This is a genomic window from Ligilactobacillus salivarius DSM 20555 = ATCC 11741 (assembly GCF_001435955.1).
In the GTDB taxonomy this organism is placed as follows: domain Bacteria; phylum Bacillota; class Bacilli; order Lactobacillales; family Lactobacillaceae; genus Ligilactobacillus; species Ligilactobacillus salivarius.
Map to the genome: position 1 here is coordinate 101,141 of NZ_AYYT01000003.1, position 17,487 is coordinate 118,627.

A 17,487-nucleotide genomic window follows, 5' to 3' on the forward strand; every position below is an offset into this window, starting at 1 on the left:
TTTTAAATATGATAAAAAATTAAAAAGTAACTATATTAAGAGCAATATTTTTATTATAATAAGGGTAGTATATTTTAGTTTGCTGGGAAGAAAGAGGCGGATGTGTAATGGACAATAAAGGAATAGTACAGAATGACATAGCAGACGCACAAGATAAGGTCCAAAAACCTCAACAAAATTTAAAAGATGAAATCAAAAATTTAAACAAAGATATAGTTGAATTCACAGAATTAAAAAATGAAAAAGAGTCTGAGTTAGACAACTTATTAAATTTACAAATAACATTACAAAATGAATATGCAAAGTTAGTTAACATAAAAGAAAAAATTTTAAATGAAGGTGAAGAGAGTCAAAAAGAAGAGTTAGAGAGAAATAAAAAATCTCTAGAAAGAGTAGAGAAATCTTTACACGAGACGGAATTACAGTGGAATAATAACCACAAAAAGTTGATTCAAGCTAAAGAAGATTTAAATGATGTAAAGGAAGAAGTTAGCAATATCGAAAAAAAGCAAGTTAATGCTAAAGATAGTTCAGAAATAATAAAAAGAGATGTAGAACGTGCTGATAGAAAAGTAAAGATTTCTTATGAAGATTGGATGCGTAAGAAAAAAGAAATAGAGAGTACAGAAAAAGATATAGCTCGGTGTAAGGATGATATTTCTAGTAAGAAGAAACAGTTAGAAAAAGAAAAAGATAAGTTACCAACTACGGATGAGTTAGTCAAAGAAGTACAGAAAAAAATAGATAAGAATTTGGAAAATATAGATACAGTTCAAAAGCAAAAGGATGAACTACAATCTATATTATCTAAATTAGTAAGTGCAATAGAAAAAGAAAAAAATAAAATAGACTTATTGCCACAAATTAGGATACCTAAAGACTACACACAAGTGCTCTTTGAAAATTTTGATTATGGAAAAATTTCTCGTGAAGAAGTAGCAGATATAATATCTCCAGGCCTAGAACTTAATAATAAGAAGTTGAATTTTTCAGAAATTGATGATAAGAATAAAATTTCAGATGTAACAAAGCTTACACTGCAGGAATTAATAGAAATTTCAACTTTTGTAGCAAGTTTATTAAATCCATTACGAGAAAAAATGGGAAGTAGGTTAATAGAGGTTACTCCAGATTCTATACAGTTCACACAAGCAGTGGTAGATAGGTATAATCAGGATAATTGGCAAACTTTTTACAGTCAGAAAAGTAATAAATTAGGTTTAGGACATGATATTGAAGGATTGTCAGATCTGTGGAACCAAACTCCAAGTGTTTTTGAGGATTATGATAGCAAGGATGAAGAATTGGCTAATGGTGAAGAGTATTTTAATGAATTTAGTGATAATGAAATGACTATGGCTGATTTAAAGGCTGTGATTTATAGAGTATTAGTTGATTTCCTATTTAATGACACTAAAAATAATTTTGGCCATTTAGAAACGTTACTTGGTTTAAATAAAAGCAAAGGCTATAGTACACACTATATGGCTGTGGGAATTGATAACAATTTAGCTATTCACTTTGAATTTGCGTATAACAATATAAAAGCTAATGGTTCATATGTCATATCTGATTTTGGAAAGAAAAATATAGAAGCAAAGATCAACGAATTAAAGGCTGAGCAAGCTGGAAACTTAATAAAATTAAGTGATCTTAATAGTCAATTGGAAAATGAAAATAAGAATAAAATAGCGTTGGAAGAAGAGTTACAAAATGCCCAAAAGGGTCCTGATATGACTGGGATTACGAAATTGGAAGATGATTTAAATTCTTTGAATAAAAATATTAGCGTACTACGAGATAGATTAAGAGGGAAAAATAATTTATCAGAATTGGTACGTGAAGAGTGGATAAAGAATAAAGGGCTTTTAAGAAGAGAAGAAAATAAATTTGAAGCAAGCAAAGCAGCTATCACTGCAACTGAAATTGAATTGAATTCTATTAAAATTGATTTAAGTCAGAAAGAAAAACAAGTAGAAAAATATAATAAATCAGAGTTAGAAAATAGTGAACAATTGAATATTTTGAAAGTAAACTATGAAACTATTCAAGAAAATATACAGACTATATTAGACGATTTAAAAGAATATAATGGAATTGATCAAAAGATTGAAGAATTAAAGGAAAAGCTTATTAATAATGAAAAAGATGTAGCAAAGATAACTGCCGTATATAATGATTTAGTTGTTAAAGTTCAATCATATCAAAATGTATTAGAATATAAGGAAAAAGAATTAAGTGATTTACAAAATAATGAATAGTCTAACATATGTTAATAGTGTCAAGTTAATTTCCTTAACAAATAATAAAAAAAACTGGAAATAGGTTTGAAAAGATGGTATCATATTAAACGTCGAAGATAAAGTTATGTCTTTTTGAAATCTAAAACATGTTTGGAGGTTTAAAACATGCGTGTAAATATTACTTTAGAATGTACAGAATGTCATGAACAAACATATCTTACAAGCAAGAATAAACGTAACAATCCTGATCGCATCGAATTGAAAAAATATTGCCCACGTGATCACAAAGTTACTTTACATCGTGAAACAAAATAACAACAGGAAAAAATCCTGTTGTTTTTTTCTTTATGTACGACATGAGGTGATGCAATGTCAATGAATAAGAAAGAATTTAGAAAAAACCAAATTCAAAAATTACAGAAATTAAGTAAAACTTGGGAAAAAAAGTTAGATGAACTAAATCTGTATAAAGAGTTATTTAAAACTACTGAGTGGGAAAAAGCTGATAATGTAGCAATTACACTGAGTGAAGATTTTGAGTTAGATACTTTTCCTATAATTTCAACTGCTCAGCAACAAAATAAAAAAGTTTTAGTACCTAAGACTTTGCCAAATAGAATGATGGAGTTTGTTGAATTAACTCCTGATGTCAAAATAGTAAGAACTAAATTTGGTGTTTTGGAACCTGAAAGTGAGAATTATGTTAATAAAGAAAATATCGATTTAATCATTGTCCCAGGCTTGGCATTTGCTGAAAATGGAGCAAGGTTAGGATTCGGTGGAGGATTTTACGATAAGTATTTAAGTGATTATCGTGGAAATAAGGTAGCACTTGTTGATAGAAGTAGATATTTCCAAGAACCTCAGTGGGATGTTGATAGTTTTGATATTTACATTACTAATCAAATAAGAATATAAAGAGGTGCGGTTTATGTTGCAATATTTAAAAAATAAACCTAGTATCACTTATACGTTAATTATTCTTAATATAGTAATGTATATAGTAATGACATTATTTGGTGGAACAGAAAATATTGCTAATTTAGTGCGTTTTGGAGCAAAGTATTCCCCTTATATTATCAATGGTCAGTATTGGCGCTTGATAACTCCTATGTTTATTCATATAGGATTACAACATTTACTTATCAATATGATAACTTTATATTTTTTAGGAACTTTATTAGAAAATATTTTTGGAAAGACAAGGTTCTTAATAATTTATTTGGTAAGTGGAATTTGTGGGAATATAGCAAGTTTTGCATTTAATTTTAGTAGTATTTCTGCAGGTGCTAGTACAGCATTGTTTGGTATGTTCGGTTCTTTTTTGATGTTGGGAGAATCTTTCAGAAGAAATCCATATTTACAAACTATGTCTCGTCAATTTTTTCTGTTAGTAATATTGAATATATTCTTTGGTATGTTTGGAAATTCGGATTTGACAGGACATTTAGGTGGATTAGTAAGTGGTTTTCTTTTAGGTTATGTCGTTGGTGTCCCTAATTTAGGTAGGGTCCCTAAAGTTAAAAGAATTGTAAGTTTTGTAATTTTACTTTTTATAAATTTGATAATCTTAAATTTTGGTTTTACAAGTTAAGTACAATTCAAGTATAATTAAACGTTGAGGTGATAGAGCATGAAAACGTTATATGATGTACAGCAATTATTAAAAAATTTTGGTATTTTTGTATATGTTGGTAAACGTATGTGGGACATTGAGTTAATGGCTCTAGAACTTGATCATTTATATAAAGCAGGAGTAATTGACAAGCAAACTTTTTTATCAGCAAAGTTAGTTCTTAATCGAGAACATGGTGTTGAAGAAAAAAGAGCTAAGTCACCTGTAAAATTTACTATTAAGGAGAATGAGGAATGAATAAGAAGTTAATTGGCGTTGATTTAGGCGGTACAACAATTAAATTTGCTATCTTGACACTAGATGGTGAAATCCAACAAAAATGGAGTGTTGAAACTAATATTTTAGACGATGGTAAACATATTGTTCCTGATATTGTTGAATCAATTAATCATCATTTAGATTTATATGATATGAAACCAGAACAATTTGTTGGAATTGGAATGGGTACACCGGGAACAGTAGATATTGAAAATGGTACAGTTGAAGCAGCATTTAACTTGAACTGGAAAGAAAAGCAAAATCTAAAAGAAGAAATTGAAAAGGGCACTGGTATGAAGTTTGCTGTAGATAATGATGCCAATGTAGCAGCATTGGGTGAACGCTGGAAAGGTGCCGGAGAAAATGATGATGAAGTAACATTTGTTACATTAGGTACAGGTGTTGGTGGTGGTGTCATCACTAATGGTGAAATGGTTCACGGAGCTGGAGCTGGTGGTGAAATTGGTCATATAAATGTACAACCAAATGGCTATTTGTGTACTTGTGGAAATCATGGCTGTTTAGAAACTTATGCTTCTGCAACAGGTGTTGTACGTGTTGCACGTGATATGGCTGAAGAATTTGCTGGAAAATCTGATTTAAAGAAAATGTTAGATGATGGGCAAGATATTAGTTCTAAGATAGTATTTGATTTAGCAAAAGATGGCGATGTTTTAGCTGAACGTGTTGTGGATCGTGTTTGCTACTATTTAGGATTTGCTTGTGCTAATATTGGTAGTCTTATCAATCCATCATATATTGTAATTGGTGGTGGCGTTTCTGCAGCGGGTAAGTTCTTATTAGATCAGGTTGATAGTTACTTTAAGGAATTTGCTTTCCCTTCAGTTAAAAAATCAACTACTTTAAAACTTGCTGAATTAGGAAATGAAGCTGGAGTTATAGGTGCAGCTTCACTAGCTTTAAAATTTAATAAGTAGTTAATATTTTTTAATAATTACAGCTAAGGAGGTCTTAGTACAATGTTTTTGGCTGATATTTCTGTATGGGCATGGGTAAACATTATTCTAATTTTATTAGTAGCTTATCTTCTAGGAATGCAGTTATATACCTACATTTCTGGGAAGAGAGTATCTACCATGCTTGATAATGAAGAATTTAAAAAGGGAATGAAAAAAGCTCAAGTTATAGATTTGCGTGAACCTGACACTTTTAATGCGGGACATATTTTAGGAGCACGTAATATGCCATATAGCCAATTTAAAATCTATAAATCAAGTCTCCGTAAAGATATGCCAGTATATTTATATGAAACTGGAAGAACAATTGCTACAAGAGCAGCTGTTCAATTGTACAAAGACGGTTTTAGAGATTTATATATATTAAAATCAGGCTATGATCGTTGGAATGGAAAAAAGAAGAAGAGCAAATATTAATAATAAAAATAGCAGCAAGGCTAATAAATCTAGCTTGCTGCTATTTTGATATAAGACAATTACTATTTTTTATCCTTGATGTGCAGAACGACTCTTGCGTAAAGCACGACGACGATGTTCTTCTAAAATAGCTTCTTTTTCTTCAATTGGTTCAACAACATTTTTCTTAAAAGTAAAAACAGCACCAGCTAAAGTACCTAATGTTGTTGTAACACCTAGTAAGAAACCTAAATTAAATTTTTTCATATTGAGTACCTCCTTCGAAGTGGTTCTATATACATTATGAATGATATTGATAAAAATATCCAGGAAAATAGTTATAATTTAAGTAATAATGATATACTAATTTTATAAAAAGATAATTAAGGGAAGATAGTATGACACAAAAAGTTATTGTGATTGTTGGCCCAACAGCAGTAGGAAAGACAGTTTTATCAATTGATATTGCTAAGAAATATAAAGGACAAATTATTTCAGGCGATTCAATGCAAGTTTATAAAAATTTGGATATAGGAACAGCAAAGATAACACCTGATGAAATGGAAGATATAAAGCACTATATGATAGATATCTTACAAGTTCAGCAAAGATTTTCTGTTGCTGACTTTATAGATAACTGCCGTAAAGATATAAAGGAAATAGCTAATGATGATAATATACCTATCATCGTTGGTGGGACAGGCTTTTATTTGCAAGCACTTTTAGATGGTTATAGTTTAGGTGGAGATACTTTTGATCAATTGAGTATTGAAAGAAGAAAAAAATGGCAACTTTTTATGGAAAAAAATGGAAAAGAAAGATTGTGGGAAGAACTAGCAAAATTAGATGTAGTAGCTGCTAGGAAAATTCCAATCAATAATTCTAGAAGAGTGATAAGGGCTTTGGAGGTTATTGAACAAACTGGACGCCTTTTTTCTGAACAACATGATGAAAGTAATGAGGAATTTGAGCCATTATTAATAGGATTGAATACTCAAAGAAGTACCCTATATGAAAGAATTAATAAAAGAGTAGATATAATGATTCAAACTGGATTGATTGAGGAAGCAAAGTACCTATATGATTTAGGCGGAGCTACACTACCTGCTGGTAAAGGAATAGGTTATAAAGAATTTTATCCTTATTTTGATGGTGAAATATCTAAAGATGAAGCTATTGAACTAGTAAAAAGAAATTCACGTAGATATGCTAAACGACAATTGACATGGTTTAGGAATAAAATGAATGTAGTTTGGTTTGATTTAGTTAATAACCCTGAAGATATAAAGAAAATATATAAACTAATTGATGATTGGATATAAATATTAAGGAGTGAAGTGATAATGAGTAAATGGTCAGAAGATTTACCTAAAGATTTACAAAATAAAATAGAGATAGTAGATGAGAAAATATCTTCAAAATTAGAGGATATAACAGAAATAGTATTAAATAATCAGCGAAGAGTATTAGAATTATTTAGGAAGCATCATGTCGCTGAGGAAGACTTAGTTGGTTCAACAGGATATGGTTATGATGACATAGGTAGAGATAAACTTGATGCTATGTTTGCTGATTATTTTAAAACTGAAGATGCTATGGTTAGACCGCAATTGACATCTGGTACCCATGCCATTTCAACTGCATTTTTTGGAGTGTTGCGTCCACATGATACATTGCATTATTTAACAGGAATGCCATATGATACTATTCAAGAAGTTATAGGTGTAGCTGGAAATAATCCAGGAACTTTGGAAGAACATCTAATTAATTTTTCTTACACACCACTTTTAGATAATGGGAAAGTAGATTATAAAAGAGCGAAGGAAGATTTACAAAAAGATTCTTCGATAAAAATGGTAGCTATACAACGTTCGCGAGGTTATTCTTCAAGAGATAGTTTCGTTGTTTCTGAAATAGCTGAGATGATAAAATTTGTAAAAAAATATGCCCCTCAAGCGATAATTTTTATTGATAATTGTTATGGAGAATTTACAGAGACTGAAGAACCAACATTTTATGGAGCTGATTTGATGGCTGGCTCCCTATACAAAAATGCTGGTGGTGGAATTGCAAAAACAGGTGCATTTTTAGTTGGGAATAAAGATCTTATTGATAGATGCGGTGCAAGGCTCATTGTTCCAGGAGCAGGAAAGAATGAAGGTGCCACATATCCATTTATGAGAGATTTTTACGAAGGTTTCTTCTTGGCTCCTAATGTGACAGGAGAGGCAATTAAAGGATCGATTTATACAGCAGCATTACTAGAAGAAATGGGAATGGATGTATCACCTAGCTGGGATGCGCCTAGGACAGATTTGGTTCAAACGGTTAATTTTGGTAATCCTGATGCAATGGTCAAATTTTGTGCAGCAATACAACATAATTCTCCTATGAATGCATATGTTGAACCAGTTCCAAGTTATATGGATGGATATGAAGATAAAATTATTATGGCATCTGGAAGTTTTACAGAAGGGTCCACAATAGAATTATCAAGTGATGGTCCTTTAAGAGAACCATATACATTATATATTCAAGGTGGATTAACTTATGCACATGTAAAAATTGCTATAACTAAAGCGGTGCTAGAAACATTTTATAAATAAAAAATTCGTGTAAGAAAATATTACATGGGATATTGACATTTGTCTGTCTTATTGATATCATTAACACGTAATTTAAAGGAGGGTTGGATTATGCGAGAAAAAGAGCTTAGACGTTCACTTGCAGTTTTACCTATGGGAACTGTTATGAAACTAACAAATCTTACTGCACGCCAGATTAGATACTATGAAGAACAAGAATTGGTTATACCTGAACGTAATGCGGGAAATAGGCGAATGTATTCCTTGAATGACATAGATAAGCTTTTAGAAATTAAAGATTTTTTAGGTGAAGGAATAAATATGGCGGGAATTAAGCATATTTATGAAGAAAAAGCTAAAAAAGAACAAGAAAAAGCTGATAAACATAATACATTAACAGATGCTGATGTTCGACGCATTTTACGTGATGAGTTTGTATCTGCTGGTGGTTTTATGAAAGATAATGATTTTTCTTTGCGTAATAACCGTTCACTTTAAATTAACAACCCGACAAGGAGCAATAAAAGATGGTAAAATTCGACTACACAAAAGATGACATTCGACGCATTGCAAAGGAAGAAAATGTACGTTTCTTACGTTTAATGTTTACTGATTTATATGGAACAATTAAAAATGTTGAAGTTCCAATTAGTCAGTTAGATAAAGTTTTAGATAATAAGATGATGTTTGATGGTTCATCCATTGATGGCTTTGTACGTATTGAAGAAAGTGATATGTGGTTATATCCAGATTTATCAACATGGATGATTTTTCCATGGGGTGGAGAACATGGAAAAGTTGCTCGTTTAATTTGTGAGGTATATAATGCAGATCGCACACCATTTTTAGGAGATCCTCGTAATAATTTAATTAGAGTACTTGATGAAATGAAGGAAATGGGCTTTACAGAATTTAATATCGGGCCTGAACCTGAATTCTTTTTATTCAAATTAGATGAAAAAACTGGACGTCCAACAATCCACTTAAATGATAAGGGAAGTTATTTCGATTTAGCTCCTGTTGATTTAGGTGAAAATTGTCGTCGTGATATTGTGTTAGAGTTGGAAAATATGGGATTTGATGTAGAAGCTTCCCATCATGAAGTAGCTCCTGGACAACATGAAGTTGATTTTAAGTATGCGGATGCTTTGCATGCATGTGATAATATTCAAACATTTAAACTTGTTGTAAAGACTGTTGCACGTAAATATGGATTACATGCAACATTTATGCCAAAACCATTAGATAGAATTAACGGTTCAGGCATGCATTTAAATATGTCATTGTTCCATAAAGACGGTAATGCATTCTTTGATACTAAAGGTGAAGAACAACTATCACAAGATGCATACTACTTCTTGGGTGGCGTATTGAAACATGCACGTAACTTTACTGCTATTATGAATCCTACTGTAAATTCTTATAAACGTTTAGTACCTGGATATGAAGCTCCTGTTTATGTGGCTTGGTCAGGACATAATCGTTCACCACTGGTTCGTGTTCCAATTGCAAGAGGAAATTCAACTCGCTTAGAATTACGTTCAGTAGATCCATCTGCTAATCCATATTTAGCAGTAGCTGCATTACTAGAAGCAGGTTTAGATGGATTACGTAATAAAATTGAACCAGCAGCTCCTGTTGATAGAAATATTTATGCAATGGATGATGAAGAACGTGAGGCAAATAACATTCAAGATTTACCATCAACATTGCACAATGCATTAAAAGCATTGAAGACAGATAAGGTTGTTCAAGATGCTATGGGACCACATTTATATCAAAACTTCTTAGAAGCAAAGCGTTTAGAATGGGATGCTTATCGTCAAGAAGTTTCACAGTGGGAAAGAGATCAATATTTAGAAATGTATTAGTGAACTTTAAGATGAATAAGTCATTTTGTGGACTTATTCATCTTTTTTATATATGTTATTTTAATTAGTATAGAATTTAAAAATTAATCATTTCTTAATATTTGCTTAATAAAATAGTCTAATTTATTGAGTGCTATATATTTACAGTTAGTAAGCTAGTTTTTTTATGAAAGAGAGGAGTAAGCCTATGATTTCAATAAAAAAAGATACAGTAGAAGTTACTATAGTAAATAATAAACCGGTAATTGATAAATTAAGTATAGATAGAAAAAAGAAGCATAAGCCAGTAATTAAAATTAAGTAAATAGATGTTTATTTATAATAATAGTTTTAGCAACACTAAGCGGATGATAAGATGGTATAGGTAGCTATCTTATCATCCGCTTAGTGTTGCTTTTTTTTAAGGAGTGATATGCATGTATAAAATGAATTATGATTCACCAATCGGAAATATAGTTTTAAAATCTGATGGATATTCTTTAGTAGAATGTTATTTTAGTGATGAGGAAGAAAATGAAGAAAAAAATATTGGTAATGTGGTGTTAGAAAAAACAGTACAATGGTTGGATGACTATTTTAAAGGAAATAAGCCATTAATTAAAGATCTACCAATTAAATTTAAAGGAACTGAATTTCAATTGAAAGTATGGAATGAATTATTAAAAATACCCTATGGATCTACCATATCATATAAAGAATTAGGCAAAATAATTTTTGGTGAAAAGAATATTTCGTCACAAGCAATTGGAAGAGCAGTTTCAAAAAATAAATTATTAGTAATAGTTCCATGTCATAGAGTGATAGGTAGTAAAGGAGATTTAGTGGGGTATGCTGGAGGAATAGATAGGAAGAAATATTTATTGGATCATGAAAAATAAGTAATAATTCCATTATTGTAAGCATTTACGAGGTGTTTTCTGATATAATAAGTACAATAATGTAAAAAGTGGAGTTGAATTTAATTATGGTTCAGTCAATTAATACAAAAGTAGATTTAACAATGGCAGGTACGTCTTATATGGGATTATCTGATTATGGAAAGATAATGATAGGTGATAAGGGATTTGAATTTTTTAATGATAGAGATGTTAGAAAATATATCCAAATTCCATGGGAAGAAGTGGATGTAGTTATAGCTTCTGTGATGTTTAAAGGGAAATGGATACCACGCTTTGCTTTGAGAACTAAAAAAAATGGTATGTTTACTTTTTCTGCCAAAAATTCTAAAGAAGTATTGCGAGCAATTAGAGAATATGTTCCTGCAGATAGAATGGTTCGTTCATTAACTTTCTTCCAAGTTATTAAAAGAAATTTAAAGAACTTATTTAAAAATAAAAAATAAGTAGCAATTATTTTTGGACCTACTATCATTATGATAAGTATGGTAAAATGAAATTTTAGAAGAGATAAAATTTTATAGAATGAATTATGATAAATATTGGGAGGAATTTTACATGTCTGACATCAAGTATAAACGTGTATTACTAAAGTTGAGTGGTGAAGCACTTGCTGGTGATCAAGGAAAAGGAATTAATCCGCCCGAAATTTTGAAAGTTGCAGAAGAAATAAAAGAAGTTCATGATTTAGGTGTACAAATTGCTATCGTCGTAGGTGGCGGAAATATGTGGCGTGGTGAAGCTGGTGCTGAAATAGGAATGGAGAGAGCACAAGCTGATTACATAGGCATGTTGGGAACTGTTATGAACGCTTTAGCACTTCAAGATAGTCTAGAGTCAGTTGGAGTTCCTACAAGAGTTCAAACAGCTATTGAAATGAGACAAGTAGCAGAACCATATATTCGTAGAAAAGCAATTCGTCATCTAGAAAAAGGAAGAATTGTTATTTTTGCAGCAGGTACAGGCTCACCATATTTCTCAACAGATACTACAGCTGCATTAAGAGCATCCGAGCTTAATGCAGAAGTAATCTTAATGGCTAAAAATGGAGTAGATGGAATCTACAATGCGGATCCTAAAGTTGATCCTACAGCTAAAAAGTATACTAAGTTAACACATATGGATATTATTAATAAGGGATTACGTGTTATGGATACTACAGCTTCATCATTATCAATGGATAACAATATTGCTTTAGTGGTCTTCAACATGAATAACCGAGGAAACATTAAGAAGGTTGTTGAAGGCGAAGAAATTGGTACAACAGTGGAAGGAAAATAATTATGAAAATAACAGAACCTATTATTAAAGAAGCACAAGAAAAAATGACGAAAGCAGAGGACTCTTTACGAAGAGAATTAGGAAATATCCGTGCAGGACGTGCTAATGCCAGTTTATTGAATAGAATTAATGTAGAATACTATGGAGCTCCTACTCCTTTAAATCAAATGGCACAGATTTCAGTTCCTGAAGCACGTGTATTGTTGGTCACACCATATGATAAGTCCTCTTTGAAGAACATTGAACATGCTATCATGGCATCAGATTTAGGAATTGCTCCAATGAATGATGGAACAGCAATTCGTTTAGTCATTCCACAATTAACTGAAGAACGTCGTAAAGAGTTAGCAAAGCAAGTAAAGGCTGTTTCTGAAACTGGAAAAGTTGCCGTTAGAAATATTCGTCGTGATATGATGGATGCTTTGAAGAAAGCTCAAAAGAATGGTGACTTAACAGAAGATGATTTAAGAGATTTAGAAAATCAAGCACAAAAAGTGACAGATGAATCTATTAAAAATATTGATAAAATTACAGAGGACAAAGAAAAAGAAGTTCTCGAAGGATAATTGCAATAGACTATTGTATCACGAGGGTAAAGATTTGTTACTTTGCCCTTTTTTTATTGTATATTAACTTTATTGTTTAAAAAAAAGCTGCTATAGTAATTTAGAGGTATATTTCCATTATGGAGGTGAATTTAGATGTTGGATTTTTTTAATAAAAAAGAAAATATAGACGAAAAAAGGAATAAATTAAAAAGAGAACTAATTCCTAATCATATAGCTATTATCATGGATGGAAATGGACGTTGGGCTAAGAAAAGACACTTACCGCGAATAGCAGGACATAAACAAGGAATGGAAACTGTAAAAAATATAACTAAGGTAGCGAGTAATCTAGGTGTTAAAGTCCTAACGTTATATGCTTTTTCTACAGAAAATTGGAAACGTCCTGATAAAGAAGTGGATTTTCTTATGGATTTACCGGTCAAGTTTTTCAATACTTTTGTTCCTGAATTAATTGAAAATAATGTAAGAGTAAATGTTATGGGTTATATAGATATGCTACCTAAAAAAACTCAAAAAGCTGTTTATGATGCAATTGAACAAACTTCAAATTGTACAGGAATGATCTTAAACTTTGCGTTAAATTATGGTGGTCGTGCTGAATTAGTATCTGCTATTCAAAGCATTGCTAGTGAAGTAAGTGAAAATAAATTAGAGATAGAAAAGATAACTGAAAAAGTAGTAGATGCTAATTTAATGACTGGAAAGCTTGCTCCATACAATGATCCTGATTTGTTAATTAGGACGAGTGGAGAAGAAAGAATATCAAATTTCCTATTATGGCAATTGGCATACAGTGAATTTGTATTTACTGATACATTATGGCCGGATTATTCAGAAGAAGATTTATTGGCTAATATTTATACTTTTCAAACAAGAGATAGAAGATTTGGCGGATTAAAAGAGGAGAAAAAATAAAGATGAAACAGAGAGTTATTACAGCAGTCATAGCATTGCTGATTTTTATTCCTTTACTAGTAGTGGGAGGAAATTTATTTAGTATATTAGTAGTAGCAATGGGATTAGTGGGAATGTCAGAATTCTTAACTATGAAAAGAAAACTTTTAATTTCACCTGAGGCAATAGTAGCTTTTATGGCAGTAGCTTGCCTATTAGTACCAAGTAATTGGATCAATTTTTTTCCAAATGGAATTTTTTATAGTGGATTCTATTTCTTCACGCTAGTATTACTAGGATATACAGTTGTTAGTCGTAATAGATTTTCCTTTGATGATGTGGGAGCTATAATTTTAGGAGCTATTTATTCAGGATTAGGATTTCACTATATGATTTATGCTCGCCAAGAAAGTTTATGGATGATTTTATACGCATTCTTGATTACTTGGATTACAGATAGTGGCGCATACTTAATCGGGCGTCAAATTGGGCGTACTAAGTTAGCTCCTCATATTAGTCCTAACAAAACATGGGAAGGATCAATTGGGGGTACAGTGAGTGCTGTCATTATCGTAGGAATCTATCTTTTCTTTAAGCAAGGTGTTTTTCCATACGGCTTTTTAACTATGTTAGGAATAACAGTATTTCTATCAATTGGTGCTCAATTTGGTGATTTAATTGAATCAGCATTTAAGAGACATTATGGAGTAAAAGATTCTGGAAAAATTTTACCAGGACACGGTGGAATATTAGATAGATTTGATTCAATTTTGTTAGTTTTACCTTTAATGCATTTCGTTGGGTTAATTTAGCAAGGTTTAAGAGAGGATGGTTAAATGATTATCACAATAATTGCATTTATTATTGTTTTTGGAGTCCTCGTTTTTGTACATGAATTTGGACATTACTTTTTTGCAAAAAAGGCAGGAATTTTAGTAAGAGAATTTTCCATTGGTATGGGGCCTAAACTATGGTTTTATCGAAAGAATAGTACTACATATACAATCAGATTATTACCTATAGGTGGATATGTGCGTATGGCAGGCGCCGAGGAAGATGATGTTCCTCTGAAAAAAGGAATGACAGTTAGCCTGTTAATAAATGATGAAAATAAAGTAGTAAAAATTAATACAAGTAACAAAAAAACTTTAATTTCAGGTGTTCCTGTTCAAATTTCTGATTGGGATTTAGAAGATAAGTTGTGGATCGAAGGATACGAGAATGGTAATGATTCAGAACTAAAAGTATATGAAGTAGATCATGATGCATGCATAATTGAAAATGATGGAACAGAAGTGCAAATTGCACCTAAAGATGTCCAATTTCAGTCAGCTAAAATTATTCAAAGAATGCTTACAAACTTTGCAGGCCCTATGAATAATTTTATTTTAGCAATTGTAGCTTTTCTAGTGATCGCACTTGTGCAAGGTGGAGTAGCTTCTACAGATAATCAAATAGGAAAGGTCCAAGAAAATTCGGTTGCACAGAAAGCAGGAATAAAGCCTAATGACCGAATAATAGCTGTTGATAATATAAAAACTACTACTTGGCAAGAAGCTTCCGCCCAAATCCAAAAAAATGGGAATAAAAAAATTATTTTAAAAATTGATAGAAAAAATAAAATTATTAAAATAAAGATAACACCTAAAGTTCAAATTGAGAATGGTAAAAAAGTTGGAATGATAGGAGTTATGGCAAAAGTCCATTATGATAAATCAATTGTTGCAATTTTGTCATATGGATTTACTCAAACTTGGTATATAATAACAAGTATCATAGGAGTTTTAGGTAAAATGTTTACACAGGGATTCAGTTTGAATGATTTGGGTGGACCTGTAGCAATGTACTCTTATACGAGTGAAGCTGCTCATTATGGTATCTTGAGTATTATGAATTTAATGGCAGTTTTGTCTATAAATTTAGGTATTGTAAATTTATTGCCAATACCTGCGTTAGATGGTGGGAAATTGCTATTAAATGTAGTAGAAGCAATCAGAAGAAAGCCTTTGGATCCAGAAAAAGAGGGTATAATTACTTTGGTAGGATTTGGTTTTTTAATGATTTTAATGATTTTAGTAACCTGGAATGATATTCAAAGATATTTTTTACATTAGTATAATTAATGATTTAAAGATGGATATTGTTTTCAGAGAGGAGTAAAAAAATGAAACAATCACAAATGTTAATTCCAACATTAAAAGAAATTCCAAGTGATGCTGAAGTTGTCAGTCATCAATTAATGCTAAGAGGGGGATATATCAAACAAATAACAGCTGGTATGTATGCTTACTTACCTCTTGCATATCGAGTAATGAAGAAAATCGAAAATATTATTCGTGAAGAAATGGATAGAATTGATGCAGTAGAAATGCTAGTCCCTGCAGTTGTACCAGCAGAGTTATGGCAAGAGTCAGGACGTTATGAAACTTACGGTCCTACTTTGTTTAAATTAAAAGATCGTCATGAACGAGATTTTATTTTAGGACCAACTCATGAAGAAACTTTCACAACAATTGTAAGAGATGCAATAAAATCTTACAAAAAATTGCCACTATATTTATATCAAATTCAAATGAAGTATCGCGATGAAAATAGACCTAGATTTGGTTTATTACGTGGTCGTGAATTTTTGATGTTAGATGGTTATTCATTCCATGTTGATGATGCAAGTATGGAAAAAGTTTTTAATGATACTGACAAAGCATATCAAAGAATTTTTGAACGTTGTGGGCTAGATTTTAGAGGAATTATTGCTGATTCAGGCGCAATGGGAGGAAATAGATCAAAAGAATTCCAAGCCATCGCTGAAGTTGGAGAAGATACAATTGCATATTCTGATTCGTCTGATTATGCAGCTAATATTGAGATGGCAAAGAATTTGAGAATACCTAAACAATCTCATGAAACTCCAAAAGATTTGGAAAAAGTTGCTACACCTAATGCCAAAACAATTGTTGAAGTAGCTGAATTTTTGGGAACAGATACTCAAAATGAAATTAAGACTCTACTATTTGTGGCTGATGACGAACCTGTTGTTGTTTTAATGAGAGGTATTGACGAAGTAAATGAAGTTAAATTAAAGAATCATTTAGGAGCTATTGATTTACGTCCAGCTGAAGAAGAAGAAGCTGTAAAATTCTTAGGTGCAAACTTCGGCTCTCTAGGACCTGTAGGAATTGATGAAAATCTAAAAGTACTAGCAGATTTAGATGTTGAAGGAATGATAAATGCTAGTGTAGGTGCCAATGAAGATGGTTACCATTATATAAACGTTAATATTGATAGAGATTATCATGTTGATGAATTTTTAGATCTACGTGAAGTTAGAGAAGGAGAACTATCACCAGATGGCGAAGGTGTATTGAAATTTACACGTGGGATTGAAATTGGTCATATTTTCCAATTAGGAACTCGTTATTCTGAGAGTTTGGGTGCAGATGTATTAGATGAAAATGGACGTCAAGTTCCTATGAGAATGGGTTGCTATGGAATTGGTGTTTCACGCTTATTATCAGCAATAGTTGAACAACATAATGATGAAAATGGTATTGCTTGGCCTCGCGAAATTGCTCCATTTGATATTCATGTTGTTCCTGTTAACGTAAAAAATGATACACAAAGAGAACTAAGTGAAAAAGTTACTGCAATGTTAGAAGATGCAGGATATCAAGTGTTAGTTGATGATAGAAAAGAACGCGCAGGAGTAAAATTTGCAGATTCAGATTTAATTGGACTTCCAATTCGTATAACTGTTGGTAAGAAAGCAGATGAAGGAATTGTTGAAATTAAACTTCGTCAAAATGGAGAAAAGATTGAAGTTAAGTTAGAAGAGTTATTAAATTCTGTAAAAATACTTTTTAATGAAACAATTACTGATTAGT

At 31.4% G+C, this 17,487-nt stretch carries 20 protein-coding genes; 19 read left to right on the forward strand and 1 reads right to left on the reverse strand.

Annotation, left to right across the window (positions count from 1 at the left end):
- Positions 1-107 precede the first annotated feature (107 nt).
- The 7 genes from FC55_RS02835 (at position 108) to FC55_RS02865 (ending at position 5,531) form a co-directional block, all read left to right on the forward strand.
- On the forward strand, positions 108-2,261 hold the full coding sequence (locus tag FC55_RS02835) for an SEC10/PgrA surface exclusion domain-containing protein (RefSeq protein ID WP_003699867.1): 2,154 nt from the start codon (positions 108-110) through the stop codon (positions 2,259-2,261).
- Between the two features lie 147 nt (positions 2,262-2,408).
- Positions 2,409-2,558 (forward strand): 50S ribosomal protein L33, encoded by a 150-nt coding sequence (gene rpmG / locus FC55_RS02840; RefSeq protein WP_003699868.1) that lies wholly within the window; start codon positions 2,409-2,411, stop codon positions 2,556-2,558.
- 54 nt (positions 2,559-2,612) lie between these two features.
- Positions 2,613-3,161 carry a 5-formyltetrahydrofolate cyclo-ligase gene (locus FC55_RS02845; protein WP_003705938.1) on the forward strand — a complete coding sequence of 183 codons (549 nt, stop codon included), beginning with the start codon at positions 2,613-2,615 and terminating at the stop codon, positions 3,159-3,161.
- A 13-nt stretch (positions 3,162-3,174) separates the two neighbouring features.
- The gene (locus tag FC55_RS02850; protein ID WP_003699871.1) at positions 3,175-3,837 is read left to right on the forward strand and encodes a rhomboid family intramembrane serine protease; all 663 of its coding nucleotides are present in this window, start codon (positions 3,175-3,177) and stop codon (positions 3,835-3,837) included.
- Between the two features lie 39 nt (positions 3,838-3,876).
- Positions 3,877-4,116 carry a YqgQ family protein gene (locus FC55_RS02855; RefSeq protein ID WP_003699873.1) on the forward strand — a complete coding sequence of 80 codons (240 nt, stop codon included), beginning with the start codon at positions 3,877-3,879 and terminating at the stop codon, positions 4,114-4,116.
- Positions 4,113-5,075: an ROK family glucokinase gene (locus FC55_RS02860; RefSeq protein WP_003699875.1), complete on the forward strand. Its 963-nt coding sequence runs from the start codon at positions 4,113-4,115 to the stop codon at positions 5,073-5,075. The genes FC55_RS02855 and FC55_RS02860 overlap by 4 nt, the downstream gene beginning before the upstream one ends.
- Positions 5,076-5,117: 42 nt before the next feature.
- Positions 5,118-5,531, forward strand: a complete 414-nt coding sequence (locus tag FC55_RS02865; protein ID WP_003699876.1) for a rhodanese-like domain-containing protein — start codon at positions 5,118-5,120, stop codon at positions 5,529-5,531.
- A 69-nt stretch (positions 5,532-5,600) separates the two neighbouring features.
- Here the strand turns inward: FC55_RS02865 and FC55_RS02870 are convergent, their stop codons facing one another.
- Complete coding sequence (locus FC55_RS02870) at positions 5,601-5,777, reverse strand: DUF3042 family protein (protein WP_003699877.1); 177 nt, start codon at positions 5,775-5,777, stop codon at positions 5,601-5,603.
- A gap of 131 nt (positions 5,778-5,908) precedes the next feature.
- Between FC55_RS02870 and miaA the strand changes: the two genes are divergently transcribed.
- The 12 genes from miaA (at position 5,909) to FC55_RS02930 (ending at position 17,486) form a co-directional block, all read left to right on the forward strand.
- Positions 5,909-6,832 (forward strand): tRNA (adenosine(37)-N6)-dimethylallyltransferase MiaA, encoded by a 924-nt coding sequence (gene miaA, locus FC55_RS02875; RefSeq protein WP_003699879.1) that lies wholly within the window; start codon positions 5,909-5,911, stop codon positions 6,830-6,832.
- A gap of 21 nt (positions 6,833-6,853) precedes the next feature.
- Positions 6,854-8,116 (forward strand): methionine gamma-lyase family protein, encoded by a 1,263-nt coding sequence (locus FC55_RS02880; protein WP_003699880.1) that lies wholly within the window; start codon positions 6,854-6,856, stop codon positions 8,114-8,116.
- Between the two features lie 90 nt (positions 8,117-8,206).
- Positions 8,207-8,593 carry a MerR family transcriptional regulator gene (locus tag FC55_RS02885; RefSeq protein ID WP_003699881.1) on the forward strand — a complete coding sequence of 129 codons (387 nt, stop codon included), beginning with the start codon at positions 8,207-8,209 and terminating at the stop codon, positions 8,591-8,593.
- 29 nt (positions 8,594-8,622) lie between these two features.
- On the forward strand, positions 8,623-9,966 hold the full coding sequence (gene glnA, locus FC55_RS02890; RefSeq protein ID WP_003699883.1) for a type I glutamate--ammonia ligase: 1,344 nt from the start codon (positions 8,623-8,625) through the stop codon (positions 9,964-9,966).
- 416 nt (positions 9,967-10,382) lie between these two features.
- Complete coding sequence (locus FC55_RS02895; protein WP_003699887.1) at positions 10,383-10,844, forward strand: methylated-DNA--[protein]-cysteine S-methyltransferase; 462 nt, start codon at positions 10,383-10,385, stop codon at positions 10,842-10,844.
- 86 nt (positions 10,845-10,930) lie between these two features.
- Positions 10,931-11,308 carry a DUF956 family protein gene (locus FC55_RS02900; protein WP_003699888.1) on the forward strand — a complete coding sequence of 126 codons (378 nt, stop codon included), beginning with the start codon at positions 10,931-10,933 and terminating at the stop codon, positions 11,306-11,308.
- Between the two features lie 112 nt (positions 11,309-11,420).
- The gene (gene pyrH / locus FC55_RS02905; protein WP_003703168.1) at positions 11,421-12,143 is read left to right on the forward strand and encodes a UMP kinase; all 723 of its coding nucleotides are present in this window, start codon (positions 11,421-11,423) and stop codon (positions 12,141-12,143) included.
- Between the two features lie 2 nt (positions 12,144-12,145).
- Positions 12,146-12,709: a ribosome recycling factor gene (gene frr / locus FC55_RS02910; protein WP_003699890.1), complete on the forward strand. Its 564-nt coding sequence runs from the start codon at positions 12,146-12,148 to the stop codon at positions 12,707-12,709.
- Between the two features lie 135 nt (positions 12,710-12,844).
- Positions 12,845-13,627, forward strand: a complete 783-nt coding sequence (locus FC55_RS02915; RefSeq protein WP_003699891.1) for an isoprenyl transferase — start codon at positions 12,845-12,847, stop codon at positions 13,625-13,627.
- A 2-nt stretch (positions 13,628-13,629) separates the two neighbouring features.
- The gene (locus FC55_RS02920; RefSeq protein WP_003699893.1) at positions 13,630-14,418 is read left to right on the forward strand and encodes a phosphatidate cytidylyltransferase; all 789 of its coding nucleotides are present in this window, start codon (positions 13,630-13,632) and stop codon (positions 14,416-14,418) included.
- Between the two features lie 24 nt (positions 14,419-14,442).
- Entirely contained in the window at positions 14,443-15,720 is a 1,278-nt protein-coding gene (rseP, locus tag FC55_RS02925; RefSeq protein ID WP_003699895.1) for an RIP metalloprotease RseP, read from the forward strand.
- Positions 15,721-15,770: 50 nt separating this feature from the next.
- Positions 15,771-17,486 (forward strand): proline--tRNA ligase, encoded by a 1,716-nt coding sequence (locus FC55_RS02930; RefSeq protein WP_003699897.1) that lies wholly within the window; start codon positions 15,771-15,773, stop codon positions 17,484-17,486.
- The last annotated feature ends 1 nt before the right edge of the window (position 17,487 follow it).